The following is a 24099-nucleotide window of genomic DNA, read 5'->3' as shown; positions in this document are numbered from 1 at the left end:
AGTACCCTGATGGACTTTTCATTAACTGAAGAACAAGAGCTGCTGCTTGCCAGCATTCGGGAACTGATCACCAGTAATTTCCCGGAAGAATATTTCCGCACCTGCGATCAGACCTCCACCTACCCTAAAGAATTTATGCGCGCGCTTGCGGATAACGGTATTTCGATGCTGGGCGTGCCGGAAGAGTTCGGTGGCATTCCGGCAGATTACGTCACGCAAATGCTGGCGCTGATGGAAGTCTCAAAATGCGGTGCGCCTGCCTTTCTGATCACTAACGGCCAGTGTATCCACAGTATGCGCCGTTTTGGCTCCGCGGAGCAGCTACGTAAAACCGCTGAAAGCACCATGGAAACGGGCGATCCGGCCTATGCGCTGGCGTTAACCGAACCGGGAGCTGGCTCAGATAACAACAGCGCCACCACCAGCTACACCCGCAAAAACGGCAAGGTGTACCTTAACGGGCAAAAAACCTTTATTACCGGTGCCAAAGAGTACCCGTATATGCTGGTTCTGGCTCGCGATCCTGAGCCGAAAGATCCGAAGAAAGCCTTTACCCTGTGGTGGGTGGATGCGAAGAAACCCGGCATCAAAGTTAATCCGCTGCACAAAATCGGCTGGCACATGTTAAGTACCTGCGAAGTCTATCTTGATGACGTTGAAGTTGACGAAAGTGATATGGTCGGCGAAGAGGGTATGGGCTTCCTCAACGTGATGTACAACTTCGAAATGGAGAGACTGATCAACGCAGCACGCAGCACCGGCTTTGCCGAATGCGCTTTCGAGGATGCCGCACGTTACGCCAACCAGCGTATCGCCTTTGGTAAACCGATTGGCCACAACCAGATGATCCAGGAAAAACTGGCGCTGATGGCGGTTAAAATCGAAAACATGCGCAATATGGTATTGAAAGTCGCCTGGCAGGCCGATCAGGAACAATCACTGCGTACCAGCGCGGCGCTGGCAAAACTGTACTGCGCGCGCACAGCAATGGAAGTTATCGACGACGCGATTCAGATAATGGGTGGTCTGGGTTATACCGATGAAGCCCGGGTATCCCGGTTCTGGCGTGATGTACGCTGCGAACGCATTGGCGGTGGCACCGATGAAATCATGATCTACGTCGCCGGACGTCAGATCCTGAAAGATTATCAAAACAAGTAAGCCGTACTATCATCCGGATAGCGGATAAACGCTATCCGGACTTACGCCAGAAAATCAGATTTCCGGCTGCAGGCATTCCTGCTCAGTCAGATTATTTTTAAACTGCTTACGATAATCGCTGGGAGTACAGCCTACGTGTCGCTGGAAGAGTTTGGCAAAGTGATCAACATTTTCATACCCCACCCGCCACGAGATTTCCGCTAACGACGCTTCCGTATTCGTCAGCGAAAATTTTGCCTCCGTCATCCGTCGCTGAATAACATAATTAATCGGCGAAATACGATACTCTTTAGTGAATTCGTGACAAATATAACTCACACTGGCGCGAAATTTTTTCGACAACTGCTCGAGTGTGATTTTTTCGCGAAAGTTGTTATTCAAATACACCAGAACATCTTTAATTAACACGTCTTTTTTAATATACCCCTGCTCCGAACGATAAGCATTTTTAAAGTTTTCGTAATACAAGACGGTTAATGCGTAGGCAAAGGCATCATAAGCAGAGGATGACAGATTATTTTTACACTGCGGTATCATAATACTCAGTTCATTAAAAATACTCTTAATAACCTCCTTTCCCTGGCCGACACTGATGACCGGACACGAGTGTAACTGCAACAGCTGGTTATCCTGCCAACCATTGAAGCGAAAACCGTACAGTGCACAGGTGTAGGTTGTGGCAGGTGCGTTGCTATCCGAGGCGACAGCATGTAACCGTCCTTGTTCTATCACCACAATATCCCCGGCGTGAGCGACATACAGTGAAGAATCAATAATTAAGCGCGCGACACCTTTTTTGACATAGATAAGTTCGGTTTCATTGTCATGCACATGGTGGCCCGACTCCCAGTTAGGATCATCACTGATGACGAATCGCGAAAATCTGGGGGTCTTCCCCTGCTCAAAAAGGGTTTCCATGGCATTATCAAAACATCGTTGATACATGACAGCCTCCACCTTTAGATGGTAAATGTGCGGAAAATTAATAGTGTTAAATGATAACGATTAACCACGTTATACAACGATATTCTATCCAAGCGAAACAAAATTATTTGCGCCGTCTGCAAGATGACACTTCTTGTCCAGGAACACTGTTAGCGTGCGTTATTTACGTTTTATACTAATTGAAAAGAATAAATGTTATTAATTCAACATTAACGATTTACATATCAGAAACAAATGCGGGCAGATATCGCTTAAAAATAGGATGCATTTCTCAATTACACCCTCGTTTACTGTTTTCACGGTGTAACCTTGCGTACACAACTTTTACTCCTCGCTTAGAAACTCCGCATCGCCGTTGCACATTTTTCTGCAAGATTGTTGGGAATGAAAACAGATTGCCCCGTCGAAAACAGGCCCCACTCTGCCGCACACTATTTTCAGTCAAATTTTCCCTACTGCCGATAATGACGCACTTCGTCATCATCCGAACGTGACTCACTGGAGATGCCATGAAAATAATAACCTGCTTTAAGTTGGTGCCTGAAGAACAGGACATTGTTATTACCCCAGAGCGCTCGCTTAACTTTGATCGGGCCGATGCCAAAATCAGTCAATTTGATCTGAATGCGATTGAAGCCGCCACACAACTTACCGCCGAAGGCGATGAGATTGTCGCCTTAACCGTGGGCGGCTCCTTGTTGCAAAACTCTAAAGTACGTAAAGACGTGCTGTCCCGCGGTCCGGATAGCCTGTTTATGGTGCAGGACCCTCAGCTGGAGCATGCGCTGCCGCGCGATACCGCCCAGGCGCTGGCTTATGCGGCTAAAAACATTAAATTCGATCTGATGCTGTTCGGGGAAGGGTCCGGCGATGTCTACGCACAACAGGTCGGTTTACTGGTAGGTGAGCTCCTGCAGCTTCCTGTGGTTAACGCGGTAAGCAACATCCAACGTAACGGCGACCGCATTCTGGTTGAGCGAACCCTTGAAGATGAAGTCGAAGTCATTGACCTGCCGCTCCCGGCAGTAATTTGCGTGACCTCGGATATCAATACACCGCGGATTCCGGCAATGAAAGCTATTCTTGGTGCCGGCAAAAAACCCGTCACCCCCTGGCAGGCCAGCGATATTGGCTGGACGCCAGCGTCACCGCTGGCGGAATTAGTCAGCCTTAGCGTTCCACCGCAGACAGAACGTAAGCACATCATTCTGGAAAATGACTCAGCAGAAGCCATTGCCGAACTGGCCGAACATCTGAAAAAAGCCCTGAACTAAGCCCAACGGAGAACAATCATCATGAGTAAATTAGCCAACGTATGGGTGTTTAGCGATAACGTAGAACGCTATGCGGAATTAATGACCGCCGCCCGCCAGTGGGGCGAGCAGGTACACCTTATTGTGCAGGGCAACGAACAGGCCGATCAGGTGAAAGCGCTGGGTGCCGATGACATCATCGTGCTCGAACACGCCAGTGAACTGCAGCGTGTTGAAAACTACGCCGAGACTGTCTCAGCCTTACTGCAAACGCACACCGGCCTGTTGCTGATGCCTGCGTCTAAACGCACAAAATCACTGGGCGCGCGGTTAAGCATGCAACTCAATGCGGCGATGGTAAACGACGCCACATCGGTCACTCTCGATGCAGGTGCGCTGTTTGCAGAACACCGTATGTATGGCGGTCTGGCATTCGGTAAAGAAAAACTGAATAGCGCGCTGGCGATTATCACGCTTGCCCCTGGTATGTTTGAACCAGCAGAAACCAATCCTGCGCACACTTGCCCTGTCATCTCAGCACCTTATATCACGCCACTTCATGAGATTGTTTGCCAGGAACGTCGCGCCAAATCTCTCAGCAGTGTCGATCTCAGCAAAGCCAAACGCGTGGTTGGCGTCGGTCGTGGCCTGGTGGCCGAGAGCGACCTGCAGATGGTACGCAATCTTGCCGCCGTTCTGGGTGCCGAAGTGGGTTGTTCACGCCCTATTGCCGAAGGTGAAAACTGGATGGAGCGCGAGCGCTATATTGGCGTTTCCGGCGTGCTGTTGAAATCAGATCTGTACCTGACGTTGGGCATTTCAGGGCAAATTCAACATATGGTCGGCGGGAACGGCGCGAAGATCATAGTCGCCATCAATAAAGATAAAAAAGCCCCGATCTTCAACTACGCCGATTACGGTCTGGTTGGTGACATTTACAAAGTCGTCCCGGCCCTTATCGAACAGCTCAGTCGCTAACGGCCACATTTAACGCACATATCCCGCTGCATTCGCAGCGGGAAAGGAGCAAAGAACATGTCAGATGAAAAATTTGATGCCATTGTGGTCGGTGCTGGCGTGGCGGGTGCGGTAGCAGGTTACGTGATGGCCCAGGCCGGGCTGGACGTGCTGGTTATTGAGCGCGGAAACAGTGCCGGCAGCAAAAACATGACCGGAGGACGACTCTACACGCATAGCCTGAAGCACATTATGCCCGGCTTTGCAGAGGAAGCCCCTGTCGAACGGAAAGTGACCCGCGAAAAAATCTCTTTCCTGACGGAAGAAAGTGCTGTCACTCTCGATTTCCACCGTGAAAAAGACAATACCCCAGCGCAGGACTCATATACTGTATTGCGCAACAGGCTCGATCCCTGGTTGATGGAAAAAGCCGAACAGGCCGGGGCTCAGTTTATTCCGGGCGTTCGCGTCGATTCCCTGATCCGGGAAGGCAACAAAGTCACTGGCGTGCAGGCGGGTGACGATATCCTGGAAGCCAATATCGTTATCCTTGCTGATGGCGTCAATTCCATGCTGGGACGTTCACTGGGAATGGTACCGCCTTCTTCGGCACATCATTATGCCGTTGGCGTAAAAGAACTGATCGGCCTGCCGCCAGCAGTCATTGCAGATCGTTTTAATCTGTCAGGAAATGAAGGTGCCGCCTGGTTGTTTGCCGGTTCGCCATCTAATGGCCTGATGGGCGGAGGTTTCCTGTATACCAACAAAGACTCCGTCTCTCTGGGACTGGTATGTGGTCTGGGCAATATCGGGCATGCGACAAAAAGCATTCCGCAAATGTTGGAAGATTTTAAACAGCACCCTACTATTCGCCCACTGATCGCCGGCGGTGAATTGCTGGAGTATTCCGCACACATGGTGCCGGAAGGCGGCCTGGCGATGGTACCGAAGCTGGTTGATGACGGTGTGATGATAGTCGGCGACGCCGCCGGTTTTTGTCTGAACCTGGGTTACACCGTGCGTGGCATGGATTTGGCGATTGCTTCAGCAGAGGCTGCGGCCAAAACCGCCATTGCAGCGAAAGAACGTCAGGATTTCTCCGCCAACAGCCTGATGGACTACAAACGCGCCCTTGCACAGGGTTGTGTGATGCGTGATTTACAGCATTTCCGTAAGATCCCCGCGCTAATGGAAAACCCCCGTTTGTTTACCCAATACCCGCGCATGGTGGCCGATATCATGAGCGATATGTTCACCGTTGATGGCAGCCCAAACCAGCCAATTCGCAAGACCATTTTATCCCACGCGAAGCAGATTGGGCTGATGAACCTACTGAAAGACGGCATCAAGGGAGCAACCGCACTATGAGTCAGGACAACACCGTAAATGTTGACGTCAAACTGGGCGTTAATAAATTCAATGTCGATGAGGGGCATCCGCACATCATCCTTACCGAACATCCTGACATGAAAGAATTTCGCAAACTGCTGAAAGCCTGTCCTGCTGGACTGTATAAGCAGGACGAAAGTGGAAATATTCATTTTGATTCCGCAGGCTGCCTGGAATGTGGTACCTGCAGGGTTCTGTGCGGCTCCACTATCCTCGAACAATGGGAATACCCGGTTGGGACATTTGGTGTGGATTTCCGTTACGGCTAACACGTATCGCCTGTTGCACGCCGGATACAGCACATCTGTTATTCGGCAGGATGTGTACCGAAATTATCCAGGGAATAACTCATGAGTGTCACATTAACGTTTAATGCCGAACGTCGGGAAGCTTATCGACAACAAGGGTTTTGGGGGGATGCATCGCTGGGTGATTACTGGAGCCAAACAGCCCAGGCGATGCCGGACAAAATCGCTGTGGTCGATAATCACGGCGATTCATACACCTACGCCGCGCTCGACAGCGCGGCCAGCCGTCTGGCGACCTGGTTGTTAGCCTGCGGAATCCAGCCAGGTGACCGCGTCGCCTTTCAACTGCCCGGCTGGTGTGAATTTACCCTTATCTATCTGGCCTGTCTGAAAACCGGAGCGGTTTCCGTACCACTACTTCCTGCCTGGCGCGAAGCCGAGCTGGTATGGGTACTGAACAAATGCAAGGCAAAGATTTTTTTCGCACCTACGCTGTTTAAACAAACCCGGCCGGTAGATCTGATCCTGCCCTTGCAAAACCAGCTGCCGCATCTGCAACAGATTGTTGCCGTCGATAAGCTGGCACCCGCGACAGACTCACTGGCACTCAGCCAGCTCCTTTTATCACCACCATTAACCCAGCCAATTAGTGTGCATGCCGATGAGCTGGCTGCGGTGCTGTTTACCTCCGGAACAGAGGGGATGCCCAAAGGGGTAATGCTGACCCACAACAACATCCTGGCCAGTGAACGCGCCTATTGTGCCCGTCTTAATCTTACCTGGCTGGATGTATTTTTAATGCCCGCGCCACTTGGCCATGCTACCGGTTTTTTACATGGCGTGACCGCACCGTTTTTAATTGGCGCACGCAGCGTACTGCTGGATATTTTTACTCCAGCCGCCTGTCTCGAATTACTGGTACAGCAGCGCTGTACCTGCGTACTCGGCGCCACACCGTTCGTCTATGACATGCTGTGTAGCGTGGAAAAACATCCCTACGATCTCTCGTCGTTACGCTTTTTCTTATGCGGCGGCACCACTATTCCGAAAAAAATAGCCCGCGATTGTCAGCTGCTCGGCATTAAACTTTTAAGCGTCTATGGCTCAACAGAAAGCTCGCCGCACGCGGTGGTCAATCTGGATGATTCGCTTTCCCGCATGATGAACACCGACGGATATGCCGCAGCCGGCGTGGAAATTAAAGTCGTCGATGAGGCACGTAACACGTTGCCTGCGGGTATGGAAGGAGAAGAGGCCTCCCGCGGGCCCAATGTGTTTATGGGCTATCTCGATGAACCCGAACTGACCGCCCGAGCACTGGATAATGACGGCTGGTATTACAGCGGCGATTTATGCCGAATGGACGATGCCGGATACATCAAAATCACCGGGCGTAAAAAAGATATTATTGTGCGCGGTGGAGAAAATATCAGTAGCCGCGAGGTCGAGGATATTCTGTTGCAGCATCCGCGTATCCATGATGCCTGCGTTGTCGCGATGCCGGACGAACGCTTAGGTGAAAGGTCATGTGCTTATGTGGTGCTAAAACCGCCGCATCATTCGCTGTCACTGGAGTCAGTGGTAGCCTTTTTTAGTCGCAAGCGGGTGGCAAAGTACAAATACCCTGAGCACATTGTGATCGTGGAGAAATTACCACGCACAGCGTCCGGTAAAGTACAAAAATACCAACTGCGTCAGGATATTATTCAGCGTTTGAGCGTGGAGAGTGTTGCAGGATAAAGTGCCGGATGGCGACGCTAGCGTATCTTATCCGGCCTACGTTGAATAGGCCGGATAAGGCATGATGTTACTTGTTCAGTTCAGCCAGACTTAGCCAGGTCTGTACGACAGTGTCCGGGTTCAGCGACAGGCTGTCGATCCCCTCTTCCATCAGCCAGGCCGCGAAGTCTTCGTGGTCAGATGGGCCCTGGCCACAAATACCCACGTATTTACCCTGTTTCTTAGCGGCACGAATCGCCATCGACAACAGTGCTTTCACCGCATCGTTACGCTCATCAAACAGTTCAGAAACCACGCCAGAGTCACGGTCCAGACCCAGCGCCAGCTGTGTCATGTCGTTAGACCCGATAGAGAAGCCATCGAAGTATTCGAGGAACTGTTCAGCCAGCAAGGCGTTGGATGGGATCTCACACATCATGATTACCTTCAGCCCGTTCTCACCGCGCTTCAGCCCCTGGCGTGCCAGCTCTTCCACCACCGCTTTCGCCTGGGCAACGGTACGAACAAACGGTACCATCACTTCAACGTTAGTCAGACCCATATCGTTACGGACACGTTTTACGGCATCACATTCCAGCGCGAAACAGTCGCGGAAGCTATCAGCAACGTAACGGCCCGCGCCACGGAAGCCCAGCATTGGGTTCTCTTCATGCGGTTCATAACGCTCACCGCCGACGAGGTTGGCATATTCGTTGGACTTAAAGTCAGACATACGCACGATGACGCGTTTTGGATAAAACGCCGCACCCAGCGTCGCGATCCCTTCCGTCAAACGACCCACGTAGAATTCACGTGGGGAATCGAAACCTTTCATCAAGGCGCGGATTTCGTTTTGCAGCTCAGGCGTCTGGTCATCGAACTCCAGCAGAGCGCGCGGGTGCACGCCAATCATACGGTTGATAATAAATTCGAGACGCGCCAGGCCGACACCTTCGTTTGGCAGGCAAGCGAAGTCAAAAGCACGGTCCGGGTTACCGACGTTCATCATCACCTTCAGCGGCAGATCCGGCATGGTTTCCACGCTGGAGCTCTTCACGCTGAAGTCCAGCATGTCGGCATACACGTAGCCAGTGTCGCCTTCCGCACAGGAGACAGTGACCTTCTCACCGTCTTTCATGCGTTCGGTCGCATCGCCACAGCCAACAACCGCCGGAATTCCCAGTTCACGGGCAATAATCGCCGCGTGACAGGTACGACCGCCGCGGTTGGTGACGATTGCCGCCGCTTTTTTCATGATCGGTTCCCAGTCCGGGTCGGTCATGTCGGTAACCAGCACATCGCCTGGCTCGATACGGTTCATTTCGCTGATGTCCTGGATGACTTTGACCGGACCCGCGCCAATGCGGTGACCGATGGCACGACCTTCAGCAATAATTTTACCCTGCGCATGCAGCGTATAACGCTCCATCACCTGGCCGCGAGAACGTACGGTTTCCGGACGGGCCTGTACAATGAACAGCTTGCCGGTATGACCGTCTTTCGCCCATTCGATGTCCATCGGACGACCGTAATGCTTCTCGATTTGCACCGCCTGCTTCGCCAGTTCCTGCACTTCCTCGTTGGTCAGTGAGAAAACATCGCGTTGCGCCTGCGGAACGTCTTCAATGGTAACCTGCTTGCCATGCTCCTGAGTCGGCGCATAAATCATGCGGATTTTCTTAGAGCCCATCGTACGACGCACGATGGACGGACGATTAGCCGCCAGCGTCGGTTTATGCACGTAGAATTCATCCGGGTTCACAGCGCCCTGCACCACCATCTCGCCCAGGCCCCATGCAGACGTGATAAACACCACCTGATCGAAACCGGATTCGGTATCGATGGAGAACATGACACCGGAAGACGCGAGATCAGAACGCACCATCCGCTGAACGCCCGCAGAGAGCGCGACGCCGCGGTGATCATAGCCCTGATGAACACGATAGGAGATTGCGCGATCGTTAAACAGCGAGGCAAACACGTGTTTGATAGCAACCAGTACGGCATCAAATCCCTGGACGTTGAGGAACGTTTCCTGCTGGCCCGCGAATGACGCATCTGGCATATCTTCTGCTGTAGCGGAGGAACGCACGGCAAAAGAAGCATTGGCATCGTCCGCTGACAGCTGCGCGTAGGCATCGCGGACGGCATTTTCCAGTTCAGGCTGGAAAGGAGTGTCGATAATCCACTGGCGGATCTGTGCACCCGCTTTTGCAAGCTCGGTGACATCGTCAATATCCGTTTTATCCAGCAGCTCATAAATGCGCTGGTTTACGCCGCTTTGGTCCAGAAACTGGTTAAACGCATCGGCGGTCGTTGCAAAACCATTCGGTACGGAAACGCCCATACCTGAAAGGTTAGTAATCATTTCACCCAGGGAGGCATTTTTGCCCCCAACTCTGTCTACATCATTCATGCCGAGTTGGTTATACCAAAGCACCAGCGGTGACGAGCCATTGTTGGACATCGAACAATCCTTATATATGAACGAGGTTAGGAAACTCAATTTTGCGTAATTATCTTGGCATATTTACCTCAGCGAAAAAAACGGTGAATCGTTCAAGCAACTTTATTTTTTATTTTTTCAGATTCTTTCCGCATTTGCGCAAACCCGCGAACGGCACGGGATCACCACAAAATCAGTCGGTATAAACATTTGCTCCGAAAAATGAAATGTACTTTTCATTAAATATAAAAACACTGTTTCACTTTATAAAACTGATGCAGCAATATTCGCTTCTGACGAATTTTAATTTATGCTTTCAGAGAATTATGTCTGCCCCCAGGATGAGCAAAATGGATAATGCTGTTGATCGTCATGTATTTTATATTTCTGATGGCACAGCCATCACCGCAGAGGTATTGGGTCACGCGGTAATGTCGCAATTTCCGGTCACGATCAGCAGCATTACGCTGCCGTTTGTTGAAAATGAGAGTCGTGCGCGGGCGGTTAAAGACCAGATTGACGCCATTTATCAACAAACGGGTGTGCGTCCTCTGGTGTTCTACTCCATCGTGTTGCCGGAAATTCGCTCGATCATTTTACAAAGTGAAGGTTTTTGCCAGGACATCGTCCAGGCACTGGTCGCGCCGCTGCAACATGAGATGAAACTCGACCCCACGCCGATCGCACATCGCACGCACGGCCTGAATCCCGGCAACCTCAACAAGTACGATGCGCGTATTGCCGCCATTGATTATACCCTCGCGCACGACGACGGTATTTCGTTGCGCAACCTCGATCAGGCGCAGGTGATCCTGCTTGGCGTTTCTCGTTGCGGCAAAACTCCGACCAGTTTGTATCTGGCTATGCAGTTTGGTATCCGTGCGGCCAACTACCCCTTTATTGCCGATGATATGGATAATCTGGTGCTGCCCGCCTCTCTGAAGCCGTTGCAGCATAAATTATTCGGCCTGACCATCGACCCTGAGCGCCTGGCGGCGATCCGCGAAGAGCGCCGGGAGAACAGCCGGTACGCTTCGCTGCGCCAGTGCCGAATGGAAGTTGCTGAGGTAGAAGCGTTGTACCGAAAAAACCAGATCCCATGGCTGAACAGTACCAATTACTCGGTAGAAGAGATTGCCACCAAGATCCTCGACATTATGGGGCTGAATCGCCGCATGTACTAGAATGCTAGTGCATTGGTTCGATTTTTTGTTATTATGCTCGCCACCAGGCAGGATGAGTGTGATATTGTGATGTACATCACTTCCCGGTAGTCCTGCCGTTGAAGCAACAAATTTCTGAGATAAGTAATGAACAGAACCGATGAACTCCGTACTGCGCGTATTGACAACCTGGTCACTCCAGCAGAGCTTGCGCAACGGCATCCTGTTTCGTCCTCCGTCGCCCGCCATGTTACGGATTCCCGACGCCGGATAGAAAAAATCTTGAATGGTGAAGATCCTCGCTTGCTGGTCATCGTTGGACCATGCTCGATTCACGATCTCGATGCCGCCATGGAATACGCCACGCGTTTGCAGGCACTGCGCACTAAACACCAGGCGCGTCTGGAAATCGTGATGCGTACCTATTTTGAAAAACCGCGTACCGTCGTGGGCTGGAAAGGCCTCATTTCCGACCCGGACTTGAATGGCAGCTATCGTGTAAATCATGGTATTGAGCTGGCACGTAAACTGCTGTTACAGGTCAACGAACTGGGTGTACCGACGGCCACTGAATTCCTCGATATGGTGACAGGTCAGTTTATTGCTGATCTGATCAGCTGGGGCGCAATTGGCGCACGCACCACAGAGAGCCAAATTCACCGTGAAATGGCTTCCGCGCTCTCCTGCCCTGTCGGGTTCAAAAACGGAACAGATGGCAACACGCGTATCGCCGTCGATGCTATTCGCGCGTCACGCGCCAGCCACATGTTCCTCTCACCGGATAAAACCGGGCAGATGACTATCTATCAGACCAGCGGCAATCCCTACGGTCATATCATCATGCGCGGTGGTAAAAAGCCGAACTACTCTGCCGAAGATATTGCCGCTGCCTGCGATACGCTGCATGAATTCTCTCTGCCGGAGCATCTGGTGGTGGATTTCAGCCATGGCAATTGCCAGAAGCAGCATCGCCGTCAGTTAGAAGTGTGCGATGACGTCTGTCAGCAGATTCGCAATGGTTCGACGGCAATAGCCGGGATCATGGCGGAAAGTTTCTTACGCGAAGGTACGCAAAAAATCGTCAGCGGCCAGCCACTGGTTTACGGTCAGTCAATCACCGATCCCTGCCTGAACTGGGAAGATACGGAACTGCTGGTTGAAAAACTCGCCTCTGCGGTAGACAGTCGATTCTAACATCATGCCCGGGCGGCGGTTTCGCCTGACCCGACCTAAGGTTCGTGCCCATCCAGGCCCGGTCAGCGTAATGCGACCGGGCTTTTTTAATGCAGCACAATCCCGCAAATTTGATCCCGTCACAATTATTTCACAAAAAGACTTGATGCAAATTCTCAGTTTATTGATAATGATTATCATTGTTACATTGATTGTTATTTTTAAACACTATGTCACGTATGGATAACACTACAGCAACGCCTGCAAAAGAAAAAACACCGCCTTCTGTCATGCCAAATGAGCGTCGAATTGACAGTAAAAGCCTGCTGGGTAAAGAAGGACGCGTGATCATAGAACATGATGGTCAGCATTACTTGCTGCGCCAGACCCAAGCCGGAAAACTCATTCTGACCAAATAAACAACACCTTTCGCCAGCCACCCAGGTGATACCCAGGCAGCCAGCGCTTTCGATTTCCTAATGGAGAGTTGCTATGCCATACCTGCACACTGCATCCCTGTGTCCCTCGCTATTGGCGCTGGCGATTGTCAGTAGCCTGCCCACTTTCGCGTATGCGGCGGTCGAAGATATGACCGTCACCGCCACCGGCAATGCCCGTAGTGCCTTTGAAGCACCGATGATGGTCAGCGTGATTGATGCCACCGCCCCGGAAAACCAGACCGCCAGTTCGGCAGCCGATCTGTTGCGGACGGTTCCGGGTCTGACCCTCGATGGCACGGGCCGCACCAACGGCCAGGACGTGAATCTGCGCGGCTATGACCGCCGCGGCGTTCTGGTGCTGGTTGACGGCGTTCGTCAGGGCACCGACACCGGACACCTGAACAGTACCTTCCTCGACCCGGCGCTTATCAAACGCATCGAAGTCGTGCGCGGCCCTTCTGCTCTGCTGTATGGCAGCGGTGCGCTCGGCGGCGTGATCGCCTATGACACTGCGGATGCCAAAGATCTGCTGGAAGCCGGACAAAACAGCGGTTACCGCGTGTTCGGTACTGCGGCAACCGGCGATCACAGCCTCGGTATGGGCGCCAGCGCATTTGGGCGTACCGATACGCTGGACGGACTGCTTGCATGGTCGAGCCGCGATCGCGGTGATTTGCGCCAGAGCGACGGCACTACAGCGCCAAACGATGAAGCGATCAACAATATGCTGGCGAAAGGCAGTTGGAAAATTGACAGCGCCCAGACGCTGGCAGGCTCGTTGCGCTACTACAACAATGACGCCCGTGAACCTAAGAACCCACAAACCAGCGCGGCGGATGCCACCAGCAACCCGATGACCGACCGTTCAACCATCCAGCGTGATGCGCAACTGACCTACACGCTCGCCCCTGTGGACAATGACTGGCTGAACGCTGATGCTCGCCTTTACTGGTCCGAGGCTCGCATTAATGCCCAGAATCCGGATGCGACTAATGAGTTTCGCAAACAAACGACCAAAGGCGGAAAAATTGATAACCGCAGCCGGTTGTTTACCGACTCCTTTGCTTCTCACCTGTTAACTTACGGTGGTGAGTACTATCGCCAGGAACAACGCCCCGGAGGTGCGACGACCGGTTTCCCTGAGGCAAAAATTGATTTTAGCTCCGGCTGGCTGCAGGATGAAATCACCCTGCGAGATCTGCCCGTAACATTGCTGGGTGGTACACGCTATGACTCATATCGCGGTAGCAGCGATGGTTACGCGGATGTCGATGCCGACAAATGGTCGTCCCGCGCAGGAATGACCGTTACGCCAGCCGACTGGCTGATGCTGTTCGGGTCCTGGGCTCAGGCCTTCCGCGCCCCGACTATGGGCGAGATGTATAACGATGCAAAACACTTCTCTATTGGTCGTTTCTACACTAACTACTGGGTGCCAAACCCTAACCTGCGCCCGGAAACCAACGAAACGCAGGAGTACGGATTTGGCCTGCGCTTTGACGATCTGCTGATGGCGAGCGATGCGCTCGAATTTAAAGCCAGCTATTTCGACACCAAAGCGAAAGATTACATCTCCACCAACGTCGACTTTGCTGCCGCGACAACCATGTCCTATAACGTCCCCAACGCCAAAATCTGGGGCTGGGACGTGATGGCGAAGTACTCCGCCGATCTGTTCAGTCTCGATATGGCCTATAACCGCACACGCGGCAAAGATACTGACACGGGCGAATACATTTCCAGCATTAACCCGGATACCGTCACCAGCAAACTGAACATACCCGTGGCACACAGCGGTTTCTCAGTCGGCTGGATAGGCACGTTTGCGGACCGCTCCACGCATATCAGCAGCAGCTACGCTAAACAGCCCGGCTATGCCGTAAACGACTTTTACGTGAGCTATCAGGGCCAACAGGCACTGAAAGGTATGACCACCACGCTGGTGCTGGGCAACGCTTTTGATAAAGAGTATTGGTCGCCACAAGGCATCCCGCAGGATGGTCGCAATGGCAAAATTTTCGTGAGTTATCAGTGGTAATCACTTTTCCCCGGTTCGCCGGGGTAGCAATCTGGAAGGAAGAGACAATGAATCATTACACACGCTGGCTGGAACTGAAGAAAGAAAATCCCGGCAAATACGCACGCGACATTGCAGGATTGATGAATATTAGCGAAGCCGAACTGACCTTTGCGCGCGTCGGCCATGACGCCTGGCGCTTGCGTGGCAAAGTCCGCGAAATCCTCGGCGCACTGGAAGCCGTAGGCGAAACCAAATGCATTTGTCGTAACGAATATGCGGTGCATGAACAGGTTGGCGCTTTTACCAATCAACACCTGAACGGTCATGCCGGACTGGTTCTTAATCCGCGCGCCCTCGACCTGCGCCTGTTCCTTAATCAGTGGGCAAGCGCTTTTCATATCAGTGAGACCACCGCCCACGGCGAGCGTCAGAGCATTCAGTTCTTTGACCATCAGGGGGATGCGCTGCTGAAAGTCTATGCCACACAGAATACCCTCGTTGAGGAATGGGCTGCGTTGCTGACCCGTTTCATCTTCGCTGAAAACCCGCCACTGGTACTGCAACCTGCCAACACTTCTGCGCCAGCCGTCATCACGGTCGATGCGCAGACTGTTGATCAAGAGTGGCGAGCGATGACCGATGTACATCAGTTCTTCGGTCTGCTGAAACGCCACGATCTCACCCGTCAACAGGCATTTAATCTGGTGGGCGACGATCTGGCCTGTAAAGTTTCTAATAGCGCACTGGCGCAGTTACTTGATACCGCGCGCCAGGATGGCAATGAAATTATGGTTTTCGTGGGTAATCGCGGCTGCGTACAGATTTTTACCGGCGTAATAGAAAAACTGGTGCCGATGAAAGGCTGGCTGAATATTTTCAACCCGACCTTTACCCTGCATCTGCTGGAAGAGTGTGTAGCCGAAACGTGGGTAACGCGCAAACCGACCGCCGATGGCCACGTCACCAGTCTGGAACTGTTTGCTGCCGATGGCACGCAAATCGCCCAGCTTTATGGACAGCGTACGGAAGGGGAACCAGAGCAAACACAATGGCGCGCACAGATTGACGCGCTCACGCCGAAAGGACTTGCCGCATGAAAAAACTGCTGGTCCTGATTGCGCTGCTGCCCATCGCAGCGCTGGCTGCTGACGAAGAACGCGTTGTGGCTCTCGGTGGCGACGTCACCGAAATTGTGTATGCGCTGGATGCGCAATCATCCCTCGTGGCACGTGACAGCACCAGTCAGTGGCCACAGGAAGCGACCCAATTACCCGATGTAGGCTATTTACGTCAGCTCAACGCCGAAGGTATCCTGGCTACCCGCCCTACTCTGGTGCTAGCCAGCGCACAAGCGCAGCCTTCTCTGGCCCTGAAGCAGGTCGAACACAGCAACGTCAGGGTTGTCACGGTCCCTGCCAGTAATACGCTTAGCGTGATTGATGAGAAAGTGCAGGTCATTGCGCAGGCGACACACCAGAAGGCTAAAGGCGAAGCCCTGCGCAACACATTACGCCAGGAACTCGCGGCATTACCCGCCACAAAGCTTGATAAACGCGTTCTGTTTATTCTCAATCATGGTGGAATGACCGCAATGGCTGCAGGACAGGATACGGGGGCTGATGCCGCTATTCGCGCAGCCGGCTTACGTAACGCAATGCAGGGTTTTAGCCGTTACCAGCCGTTATCACAAGAAGGCGTCATTGCCAGCCAGCCCGATCTGGTGGTGATTTCGCAGGACGGCGTTAAGGCGATGGGTGGCGAAGATAACCTGTGGGCGCTACCGGGACTTGCGCAAACGCCTGTCGGACGCAATAAGCAGGTACTGCAGATTGATGATATGGCATTACTGGGCTTCAGCGTTCGCACGCCACAGGCGATATTGCAGCTTCGTGCTAAAGCGGAGCAATTGCCCTGATGTCCCGGCGGATCACCTGTTCGTTGTGGATGTTGGCATTGATACTGGTTGCAATGACGGTTCTGGCTACCGGTTTTGGCGCGTTGCGCCTGCCGGTAAGTCTGCTCTGGCGTGATGGCGATGAGGCACTGCGTCAAATCTGGCTCACGATTCGTCTTCCCCGCGTCCTGCTGGCGCTGGTGATTGGCGGCTCTCTGGCGCTCGCTGGCTGCGTGATGCAGGGACTGTTTCGCAATCCGCTTGCAGACCCTGGATTACTGGGAATAAGCAGCGGCGCCGCCTGCGCTGTGGCCCTGTGGGTGGTGTTACCGGTCTCATTACCCGCGTTACTCATGCTGTATGCGCCAATGATGGCGGCATTTCTCGGTGCACTGGCTGCTACCGTGGTGATTTTTATCCTCAGCCAACAGCGTGACGGTTCGCTATCGCGTCTGTTGTTGGTCGGAATTGCCATCAACGCACTCTGCGGGGCGGCGGTTGGCGTTTTGTCGTGGGTCAGTAATGATGCGCAATTGCGCCAGTTGTCGTTGTGGGGGATGGGAAGTCTGGGAGCCGCGCAGTGGTCCACGCTACTGGCTGTCACGTCACTGATTATCCCGACGGTGCTGATCATCTGGCGTCTGGCTCCGGCGCTAAACCTGCTACAACTGGGTGAGGAGGAGGCGCATTATCTCGGCGTTGATGTTCGGATGATCCAACGTATTTTGTTGTTGTGCAGCGCATTACTCGTGGCCGCTGCTGTAGCGGTCAGCGGAGTCATTGGGTTCATCGGTTTGGTTGTTCCGCATTTAATGCGTATGTGGCTCGGATCAGACCATCGGGCCGTGATCCCCGGTTCCGTTCTGACTGGCGCATTTTTACTACTGATTGCCGATACTCTCGCCCGCACCGCAGTTGCGCCTGCGGAAATGCCGGTCGGTCTGTTGACCAGTCTTCTCGGCGCACCGTGGTTTTTATGGCTTATTTTTCGTCAGCGAGGAGCGCATGGCTGAACATTTTATTGCCGAAGGACTTCACTATCGCCTTGCTGATCGCTCAGTAATTGACGACGTATCGCTCAAACTCGCTAAAGGTGAACTGGTCGCGTTAATCGGGCCGAATGGTGCGGGAAAATCCACCCTGCTACGTCTGTTGACCGGCTTTCTTAAACCGACTGCCGGACGCTGTTTGTTAGATGGCAAATCACTGGCTGACTGGAGTACGCAGTCGCTGTCACGCCATCGCGCGGTTATGCGTCAGCAAACGCAGGTAGGTTTTGACTGGCAGACAGAAGCCGTTATCGCGATGGGCCGTGCCCCCTGGTCCCAACATCCCGAGCACGAGCTTATCGCACAGGTAATGGCAGTCACCGGTTGCACACCGTTGGCGGGCAAGCAATACGCCGCGCTTTCCGGTGGCGAACAACAACGCGTTCAGTTAGCCCGTGCGCTGGCACAATTGTGGTGCAACGCCGGACCTCGCGGTTGGCTATTTCTCGACGAACCGACGTCAGCGTTAGATCTGTACCATCAGCAACATCTGCTGAGATTACTAAAGACACTCACCGCTTCAGGAGAATTGCATGTTTGCATCATCCTTCACGATCTCAATCTGGCAGCACTGTGGGCTGACCGGATCATACTGCTCCATCAAGGAAGCATTGTGTCTCAAGGGACGCCCGACGCCGTGTTACAGGCTGATGATCTGATACGCTGGTACGGTGCTCAGGTTCACGTTGGCCAACACCCGGCCAACGCATCCCCACAAGTTTTTCTCGCGCCTTAGCTCGAACAGCTCACCTCCAGCCGTTTGCCCCAGTCAGGTGGACGGCTGATATAATCATCATCCCGATCGATAAACGGCGTACGTAACGCAGCGTGTAACCGATGTAGTTCGGTATAATCACCCTGCTCTGCCTGGCTAATTGCCCGCTGTGCCAGCCAGTTACGTAACACCATAGCCGGATTCTCCGTCTTCATCTGCGCTTGTCTGACTACGTCAGCCACATTGTCTTGTTGCAGGCGCGTGCGGTAACGAGTGAACCAGTCGTCAAATGCCGCACGGTCAATAAACTCATCGCGCAGTGGGGACAAGGTGCTGTGTTGCTCAGTTTGGCTGAGCATGCGAAACGTTCGCGTATAGTCGCTTCTTTCCCGCGACATCAGACTAAACAGCTCGCTAAGCAGTTCGTTATCGTCTTTCTGCTCGCTAAAGAAGCCGAGCTTTTGCCGCATCCGCTGACCGTAGCGAGTTAACAGCGCCAGCTGGTAACCGTCCAGCGCATCATTGAGCACATCAACCGGGATGAATGGCGACAGCGTCTGCGCCAGACGTTGTAGGTTCCACAAAGCTGCAGCAGGCTGATTATCAAAACTATAGCGCCCCTGATGATCAGAGTGGTTGCAGACAAAATCTGGCACGTAATCATCAAGGAAACCGAAGGGACCATAATCCATCGTCAGACCAAGAATCGACATGTTGTCCGTGTTCATCACCCCATGCGCAAAGCCTACGGCTTGCCAGTCGGCCATTAACGTCGCGGTACGTGTAACAACATCCGTAAACCACAACTGATACTTATTTGCCTCTTCCTGCCATTGTGGCCAGTAATGACGGATCGCAAAGTCAGCAAGCTGACGTACTTTTTCCGGTTCACGACGATAATAAAAGTGCTCAAAATGGCCAAAACGCATATGGCTTTGTGCCACGCGAATGAGCATCGCGCCTGCTTCAGTGGTCTCTCGCTGCACCGGAGTCTCGCTGGTGACAATCGACAAGGCCCGGGTTGTAGGTATCCCCAAATAATGCATGGCTTCACTGGCCAGGCTCTCTCTAATCGTCGAGCGCAGCACAGCGCGCCCATCCCCCATGCGGGAATAAGGCGTTAATCCAGCGCCTTTCAGATGCCAGTCAAATGTTGAACCATCCGCAAGTTGTTGTTCGCCCAGCAGTATCCCGCGGCCATCGCCAAGCTGACCTGCCCAAACACCGAACTGATGCCCGCTATAAACTTGCGCCAAAGGCGACATCCCAGGTAATAGCGATTCGCCCCCCCATACACCTGCCCCACCAGAAACATCAAACAACGCACCTGGAATACCCAATTGCGCAGCCAGAGCATCGTTATGCCAGATGATGCGCGCGTTTTTCAGGGGGGTGGGCGAAAGAGCGGTATAGGTTGCTGGTAATTCATCACGCCAGCGCGTAGTAAAAGACAGGGTCATAGGGCCTCCTGTCTCTAGTGTAGACTGTTAATAGCCTGTTAAACACCAGCAAATAAAAGGGTTATCATTTTACCAGTGAAATAATCTTTGCCGGTGATACCGCCGGCCACAGTCCCCCTTGCATCGCGCTGAATCCCAAAGGTAATACCCGCGTCAGCATCTCTTGTGTATCAATACCGCTAATGATGATTGATTCGCAGCAGGGAGATAATTGCGCCAGAATAGCCCGCATAAACGGCTCAAACGAAATATGTGTAATCCGTTGTTGAACAAAGTTTTTATCCAGCACGACCCTTTTGAAAAGACCATCAAAAATTGCCCGCGTGGATATGCCCCCGGCACCGTAGTTTGTCAGTATTAATGGGAATCGCGCAGCCAGAGCCGCCAGTGTGGGATTTTCTTTGCCACTGTTTAACTCTGGATAACTTTCATTAATCGTCAGTTCAATAAATGAAAATCGTTCAACACGTGAAGCATATTCAGCGTCTGATAATAAAGTATTAGCGACCGCTGGCGTTAAATTAATCCAGGCCGGAATTTTGCGTTGAATAAAAAAGTGTTGGCACGTTTCGATTAATTCCAGCTTCTCGGCAAATAAGCGGCATTGCTCGTCGTCTGACATCCGGGGCATAACCAGCTCTGTTGGCATGTGTACGTCGCCATCCGGGCTGACAAAGTTTGTAACAATATCGACGAACTCAAGGTCACCTTTTTCACTTCGTGCAGGAAGAAAAGAGAACTCTGAATGATAAAGATAATCCAGTGAAACAATCATTGTGCCAGCCCCTCTGCATGGGTGTAATCCGGCATCCTGTAGCAAAGGATGGAAAAATACGTTGCTGCTGATACAAATTGAGGCCCTTTCATTTTTCCCTTTTTAGCCAGTAAATCGAATCCTTTTTTTTTAGCTTATCCTGATTATAAACGAATATCCAGCCTTGCACTTTTTAATATCTCGGGATAAATCATATTTTTAGCAAGATACGCTCTTAATGTTCAGGGTTATAGACCGACAAACAGCAGAAGTGAAAGTTGACATTTAAAATGCGGATGACGAGAAAGCCGCGAGCCGATCTCGTCACCCGCAATGATTAAATTCGGCGCGCCTGCCAAAAGTTTTTACGCCAGTAGACGTTATCCAGCGAAGAACGCATCACTCCGCGACTGGTTGAAGCATGGATAAATTGATTATTGGTATCGTAAATCCCGACATGCAGACCACTTTCACCGGAACCCGTTTTAAAGAAAACCAGATCGCCGGGTAGCAAATCATCTTTATCGATCTCAGTACCAATCTTTGATTGCGTACGCGTGTCGCGCGGGAGTTGCAGATCGAATTTGTCACGCATTGTCATCAACACAAATCCCGAACAATCCACCCCGCTACGGCTCATACCGCCATAGCGATAGGGAGTACCATGCCAGGTTTGCAACTGATCGTTAAGACCTGCGATAACGGCGATAGAGTCCGACAGTCGGGCATTTGGCGCAGGAGCACGATGGCTGCTGCACCCCGCCAAAAACAATGCTGTGATGAAAAGGAGCCAAAAGCGCATTCAGGACGAATCCTCTGATTTTTATTTTTGTGTCAATTTAGCGTGGAAATTATGTGATTTTCAAGAACCCATTTAACTTAAGTGGTTGATATGAGCATTCTGTGGCCTTCAATATCCAGGCGACGGAAATTTACACCGTAGGCTAACGACAGATTGGCTGGCGTTAGCACCACATCACGCGCACCGCTCGCCAGCAGCTTTCCGCGCTTGAGCAACCACGCCTTATGCGCATGGCGTAGCGTATGGTTAAGATCATGACTGCTCATCACAATGGCGATTCCCTGCAGACACAGCTGGCTCAACAATCTGTCCAGCGCGTTTTGTTGCGCCACGTCCAGGCTATTCATCGGCTCATCCAGCAACAAAAGTTGCCCATGCGGATTAGACTGGGGGCTCATTTGCAGGATGACGGCCGCCAGACGCACACGTTGCCATTCCCCCCCTGAAAGCTGATTAACACCACGTCCTAGTTTATCTCCCAGCCCAAGCGCATCAGCCACCTCCTGCAGCAGGTCTGTTCGCGCTTTATCAGGCTGATGCAGCGTCAGAAAATGCCAGACCGGCATCGCAAAAGGCGGATTTTGCTGTTGCGCAAGATAAGCACGATATTGCGCCAGCTTCGCTGCCGGCCAATCACCGAGCGGTGTATCACCAAAGGTGATGCACCCCTCTCCGGTCGTCAGTCCCGCCATTCGCGCCAACAACGTACTTTTCCCCGCGCCGTTGGGGCCCACTAAATGCAGGATCTCTCCTGCTTTAATTTCACCAGATAGCGGGCCGAGTCGGGTCGATTCCGCAACATCCTGTAGCAGCATTAATCGGGACATTAGTTGGCCAATGCAGTCTTTATAGCGTGTACAAGAACCGGGTCCTCAGGCGTCATATCAGGTGAATAACGCTGCAGCACCTGTCCATCCCGACCGACTAAGAACTTCTCGAAGTTCCACAGAATATCGTCCGGGTAGAGCGGTGCCCGGCCTTTACTCGCCATACGCGCATAAAATCCGCTATCTGCAGGTGCAACCGCAGTGGGTGCCGCATCAATCAGCTTCTGATACAACGGATGGCGGGCTTCGCCATTGACATCAATCTTACTGAACATCGGGAAGGTAACGCCCCAGGTTGTGCTGCAATACGTCTTAATCTCGTCTTCACTGCCGGGCTCCTGCCCCAGAAACTGGTTGCAGGGGAATCCCAGAACGGTGAAACCCTGCCCATGCCAGGTTTTCTGCAGGTTTTCCAGTTGCTCATACTGCGGCGTTAACCCACATTTTGAGGCTACGTTGACGATTAACAGTACATTTCCGGCATACGCCTGCAATGAGGTCGCCTCGCCGTCGATGGTTGTCACTTCCGTATTAAAAAGCGTGTTTTGCATAGCATCTCCAGAACAACAGGTGAATAGTGGGATGACCCTGTTCAGCTTTTAAGCATAGACCGAACCTGCGCTTTCTAGCGCGCAGCTTTTAACAATAACCAGATAAATACCGGTGCGCCCATCGTGGCCGTCACCACGCCAATGGGTAATTCAGCCGATGCCAGTACCAGACGTGCGACAACATCAGCAAACAGTAGTGCAATTGCCCCCGCCAGCGCACACCCAGGGAGTAAAACGCGGTGATCGGTTAATCCACACAGTCGCAGAATATGAGGGATTACCAGCCCGATAAAACCAATTGCCCCTGCCAGCGCCACGCTCACGCCAACCATCCATCCCGTGGCAACCACCAGCAAGTTGCGCCAGAACCATAAAGGCAGCCCCAGCTGGCGCGCGGAGGTTTCCCCCAGCGCCAGCATATTCATCGGCTGCGACTGACAGCAGATCCACACCAGCACCGGAATCAATGCCACCATGAGCCAGGCCTGATGCCAGTCTACGCCGCCGAAGCCCCCCATCATCCAGTACATCAACTGTCGAAGATCAAAAGAGGTGGAAAAATAGATAGCCCAGGTCATCAGCGCGCTGCAGATAATCCCCAGCGCCACGCCGGCCAACAGCAAACGACTGGTCGATAAATGTCGGCGGGCAAAACGAAGAAGAATGAGGGTGATAATCAGCGCGCCAGCAATGGCGCATAGGCCCAATGCCCAGCCGGGCAATCGCCCTTGCCCCAACAGCACAGCCGCAATAAGCCCTACCCCCGCGCCATTAGACACGCCGAGTAAACCAGGCTCCGCGAGCGGGTTTTCAAACAGCGCCTGCATCACCGCGCCAGCCAGGGCCAGTGCGGCGCCTACCAGCAATACGGCAAGTGTACGGGGCAGTCGAATTTGCCAGACGAACAGATCGCCGCGAGCGCTAAACCAATCGCCGGGAGCAATCCACTGTTCTCCTGCGCATAAACTTATCATGGTTGCCAGCAGCATCAGCACTGACAGAGACAGTATCCAGCGCACGTTTCGTCGCTGCTGTTGATGGGCGAAAGTCAGCATGTTTTCCATTCTGCTGAAAAAAGATGGGGAGATTCTACGGTGCTGATTCAGTAGTGAAAAGGAAAAAGGCCGCATAGC

At 52.6% G+C, this 24099-nt stretch carries 22 protein-coding genes; 14 read left to right on the top strand and 8 right to left on the bottom strand.

The genetic code is table 11. The annotated features are described in order from the left end of the window. The first annotated feature begins 9 nt into the window (after positions 1 to 9). Positions 10 to 1161: an acyl-CoA dehydrogenase gene (locus tag EHN13_RS15860; protein WP_115643477.1), complete on the top strand. Its 1152-nt coding sequence runs from the start codon at positions 10 to 12 to the stop codon at positions 1159 to 1161. A 54-nt stretch (positions 1162 to 1215) separates the two neighbouring features. Here the strand turns inward: EHN13_RS15860 and EHN13_RS15855 are convergent, their stop codons facing one another. After that, positions 1216 to 2106: an AraC family transcriptional regulator gene (locus EHN13_RS15855; RefSeq protein WP_124021724.1), complete on the bottom strand. Its 891-nt coding sequence runs from the start codon at positions 2104 to 2106 to the stop codon at positions 1216 to 1218. Positions 2107 to 2615: 509 nt separating this feature from the next. On the opposite strand from EHN13_RS15855, the gene EHN13_RS15850 reads away from it, so the two are divergent. From EHN13_RS15850 to fadK, 5 genes are all read left to right on the top strand, one after another. After that, positions 2616 to 3380, top strand: coding sequence for an electron transfer flavoprotein (locus tag EHN13_RS15850; RefSeq protein ID WP_124021723.1), 765 nt, complete (start codon positions 2616 to 2618; stop codon positions 3378 to 3380). Positions 3381 to 3401: 21 nt separating this feature from the next. After that, entirely contained in the window at positions 3402 to 4337 is a 936-nt protein-coding gene (locus EHN13_RS15845; protein WP_048211856.1) for an electron transfer flavoprotein subunit alpha, read from the top strand. Positions 4338 to 4394: 57 nt separating this feature from the next. After that, the gene (locus EHN13_RS15840; protein ID WP_124021722.1) at positions 4395 to 5684 is read left to right on the top strand and encodes an FAD-dependent oxidoreductase; all 1290 of its coding nucleotides are present in this window, start codon (positions 4395 to 4397) and stop codon (positions 5682 to 5684) included. Next, positions 5681 to 5974, top strand: a complete 294-nt coding sequence (locus EHN13_RS15835) for a ferredoxin family protein (protein ID WP_048211858.1) — start codon at positions 5681 to 5683, stop codon at positions 5972 to 5974. The genes EHN13_RS15840 and EHN13_RS15835 overlap by 4 nt, the downstream gene beginning before the upstream one ends. Positions 5975 to 6055: 81 nt before the next feature. Then, complete coding sequence (gene fadK / locus EHN13_RS15830; protein WP_124021721.1) at positions 6056 to 7693, top strand: medium-chain fatty-acid--CoA ligase; 1638 nt, start codon at positions 6056 to 6058, stop codon at positions 7691 to 7693. A 67-nt stretch (positions 7694 to 7760) separates the two neighbouring features. Here fadK and ppsA read toward each other — a convergent pair whose 3' ends face one another. After that, a complete protein-coding gene (ppsA, locus tag EHN13_RS15825; protein ID WP_061067794.1) occupies positions 7761 to 10139 on the bottom strand; it encodes a phosphoenolpyruvate synthase in 2379 nt (792 codons plus the stop codon). 329 nt (positions 10140 to 10468) lie between these two features. Between ppsA and ppsR the strand changes: the two genes are divergently transcribed. The 8 genes from ppsR (at position 10469) to EHN13_RS15785 (ending at position 18593) form a co-directional block, all read left to right on the top strand. Then, entirely contained in the window at positions 10469 to 11302 is an 834-nt protein-coding gene (ppsR, locus tag EHN13_RS15820; RefSeq protein WP_003030553.1) for a posphoenolpyruvate synthetase regulatory kinase/phosphorylase PpsR, read from the top strand. 126 nt (positions 11303 to 11428) lie between these two features. Continuing rightward, positions 11429 to 12475, top strand: a complete 1047-nt coding sequence (aroH, locus tag EHN13_RS15815; protein WP_101741702.1) for a 3-deoxy-7-phosphoheptulonate synthase AroH — start codon at positions 11429 to 11431, stop codon at positions 12473 to 12475. Between the two features lie 209 nt (positions 12476 to 12684). Beyond that, entirely contained in the window at positions 12685 to 12873 is a 189-nt protein-coding gene (gene hemP / locus EHN13_RS15810) for a hemin uptake protein HemP (protein WP_048211862.1), read from the top strand. 73 nt (positions 12874 to 12946) lie between these two features. Then, on the top strand, positions 12947 to 14932 hold the full coding sequence (locus EHN13_RS15805; protein ID WP_124021720.1) for a TonB-dependent hemoglobin/transferrin/lactoferrin family receptor: 1986 nt from the start codon (positions 12947 to 12949) through the stop codon (positions 14930 to 14932). 47 nt (positions 14933 to 14979) lie between these two features. Further along, a complete protein-coding gene (gene chuS, locus EHN13_RS15800; RefSeq protein WP_124021719.1) occupies positions 14980 to 16011 on the top strand; it encodes a hematinate-forming heme oxygenase ChuS in 1032 nt (343 codons plus the stop codon). Next, positions 16008 to 16829: a heme/hemin ABC transporter substrate-binding protein gene (locus tag EHN13_RS15795; RefSeq protein WP_124021718.1), complete on the top strand. Its 822-nt coding sequence runs from the start codon at positions 16008 to 16010 to the stop codon at positions 16827 to 16829. Before chuS ends, EHN13_RS15795 begins: the two co-directional genes overlap by 4 nt. Further along, a complete protein-coding gene (locus EHN13_RS15790; protein WP_124021717.1) occupies positions 16829 to 17821 on the top strand; it encodes a FecCD family ABC transporter permease in 993 nt (330 codons plus the stop codon). Before EHN13_RS15795 ends, EHN13_RS15790 begins: the two co-directional genes overlap by 1 nt. After that, entirely contained in the window at positions 17814 to 18593 is a 780-nt protein-coding gene (locus EHN13_RS15785; protein WP_115643483.1) for a heme ABC transporter ATP-binding protein, read from the top strand. Before EHN13_RS15790 ends, EHN13_RS15785 begins: the two co-directional genes overlap by 8 nt. Here EHN13_RS15785 and selO read toward each other — a convergent pair. The 6 genes from selO to btuC form a co-directional block, all read right to left on the bottom strand. Then, entirely contained in the window at positions 18590 to 20032 is a 1443-nt protein-coding gene (gene selO, locus EHN13_RS15780) for a protein adenylyltransferase SelO (RefSeq protein ID WP_124021716.1), read from the bottom strand. The genes EHN13_RS15785 and selO overlap by 4 nt on opposite strands. Before the next feature lie 64 nt (positions 20033 to 20096). Beyond that, entirely contained in the window at positions 20097 to 20807 is a 711-nt protein-coding gene (locus tag EHN13_RS15775; protein WP_048211869.1) for an EAL domain-containing protein, read from the bottom strand. Between the two features lie 316 nt (positions 20808 to 21123). Further along, a complete protein-coding gene (locus EHN13_RS15770) occupies positions 21124 to 21588 on the bottom strand; it encodes an NlpC/P60 family protein (protein WP_003832591.1) in 465 nt (154 codons plus the stop codon). Between the two features lie 77 nt (positions 21589 to 21665). Next, positions 21666 to 22415 (bottom strand): vitamin B12 ABC transporter ATP-binding protein BtuD, encoded by a 750-nt coding sequence (gene btuD / locus EHN13_RS15765; protein ID WP_061067788.1) that lies wholly within the window; start codon positions 22413 to 22415, stop codon positions 21666 to 21668. Further along, on the bottom strand, positions 22415 to 22966 hold the full coding sequence (locus EHN13_RS15760; protein ID WP_048211871.1) for a glutathione peroxidase: 552 nt from the start codon (positions 22964 to 22966) through the stop codon (positions 22415 to 22417). The genes btuD and EHN13_RS15760 overlap by 1 nt, the downstream gene beginning before the upstream one ends. Positions 22967 to 23040: 74 nt before the next feature. Continuing rightward, the gene (gene btuC / locus EHN13_RS15755; RefSeq protein ID WP_101741707.1) at positions 23041 to 24021 is read right to left on the bottom strand and encodes a vitamin B12 ABC transporter permease BtuC; all 981 of its coding nucleotides are present in this window, start codon (positions 24019 to 24021) and stop codon (positions 23041 to 23043) included. Positions 24022 to 24099 lie beyond the last annotated feature (78 nt).

This window comes from Citrobacter youngae, from assembly GCF_003818115.1.
Taxonomy (GTDB): domain Bacteria; phylum Pseudomonadota; class Gammaproteobacteria; order Enterobacterales; family Enterobacteriaceae; genus Citrobacter; species Citrobacter youngae.
Note: the sequence above shows the minus strand (reverse complement) of the source record. Positions and strands in the feature narration are given on the sequence as shown.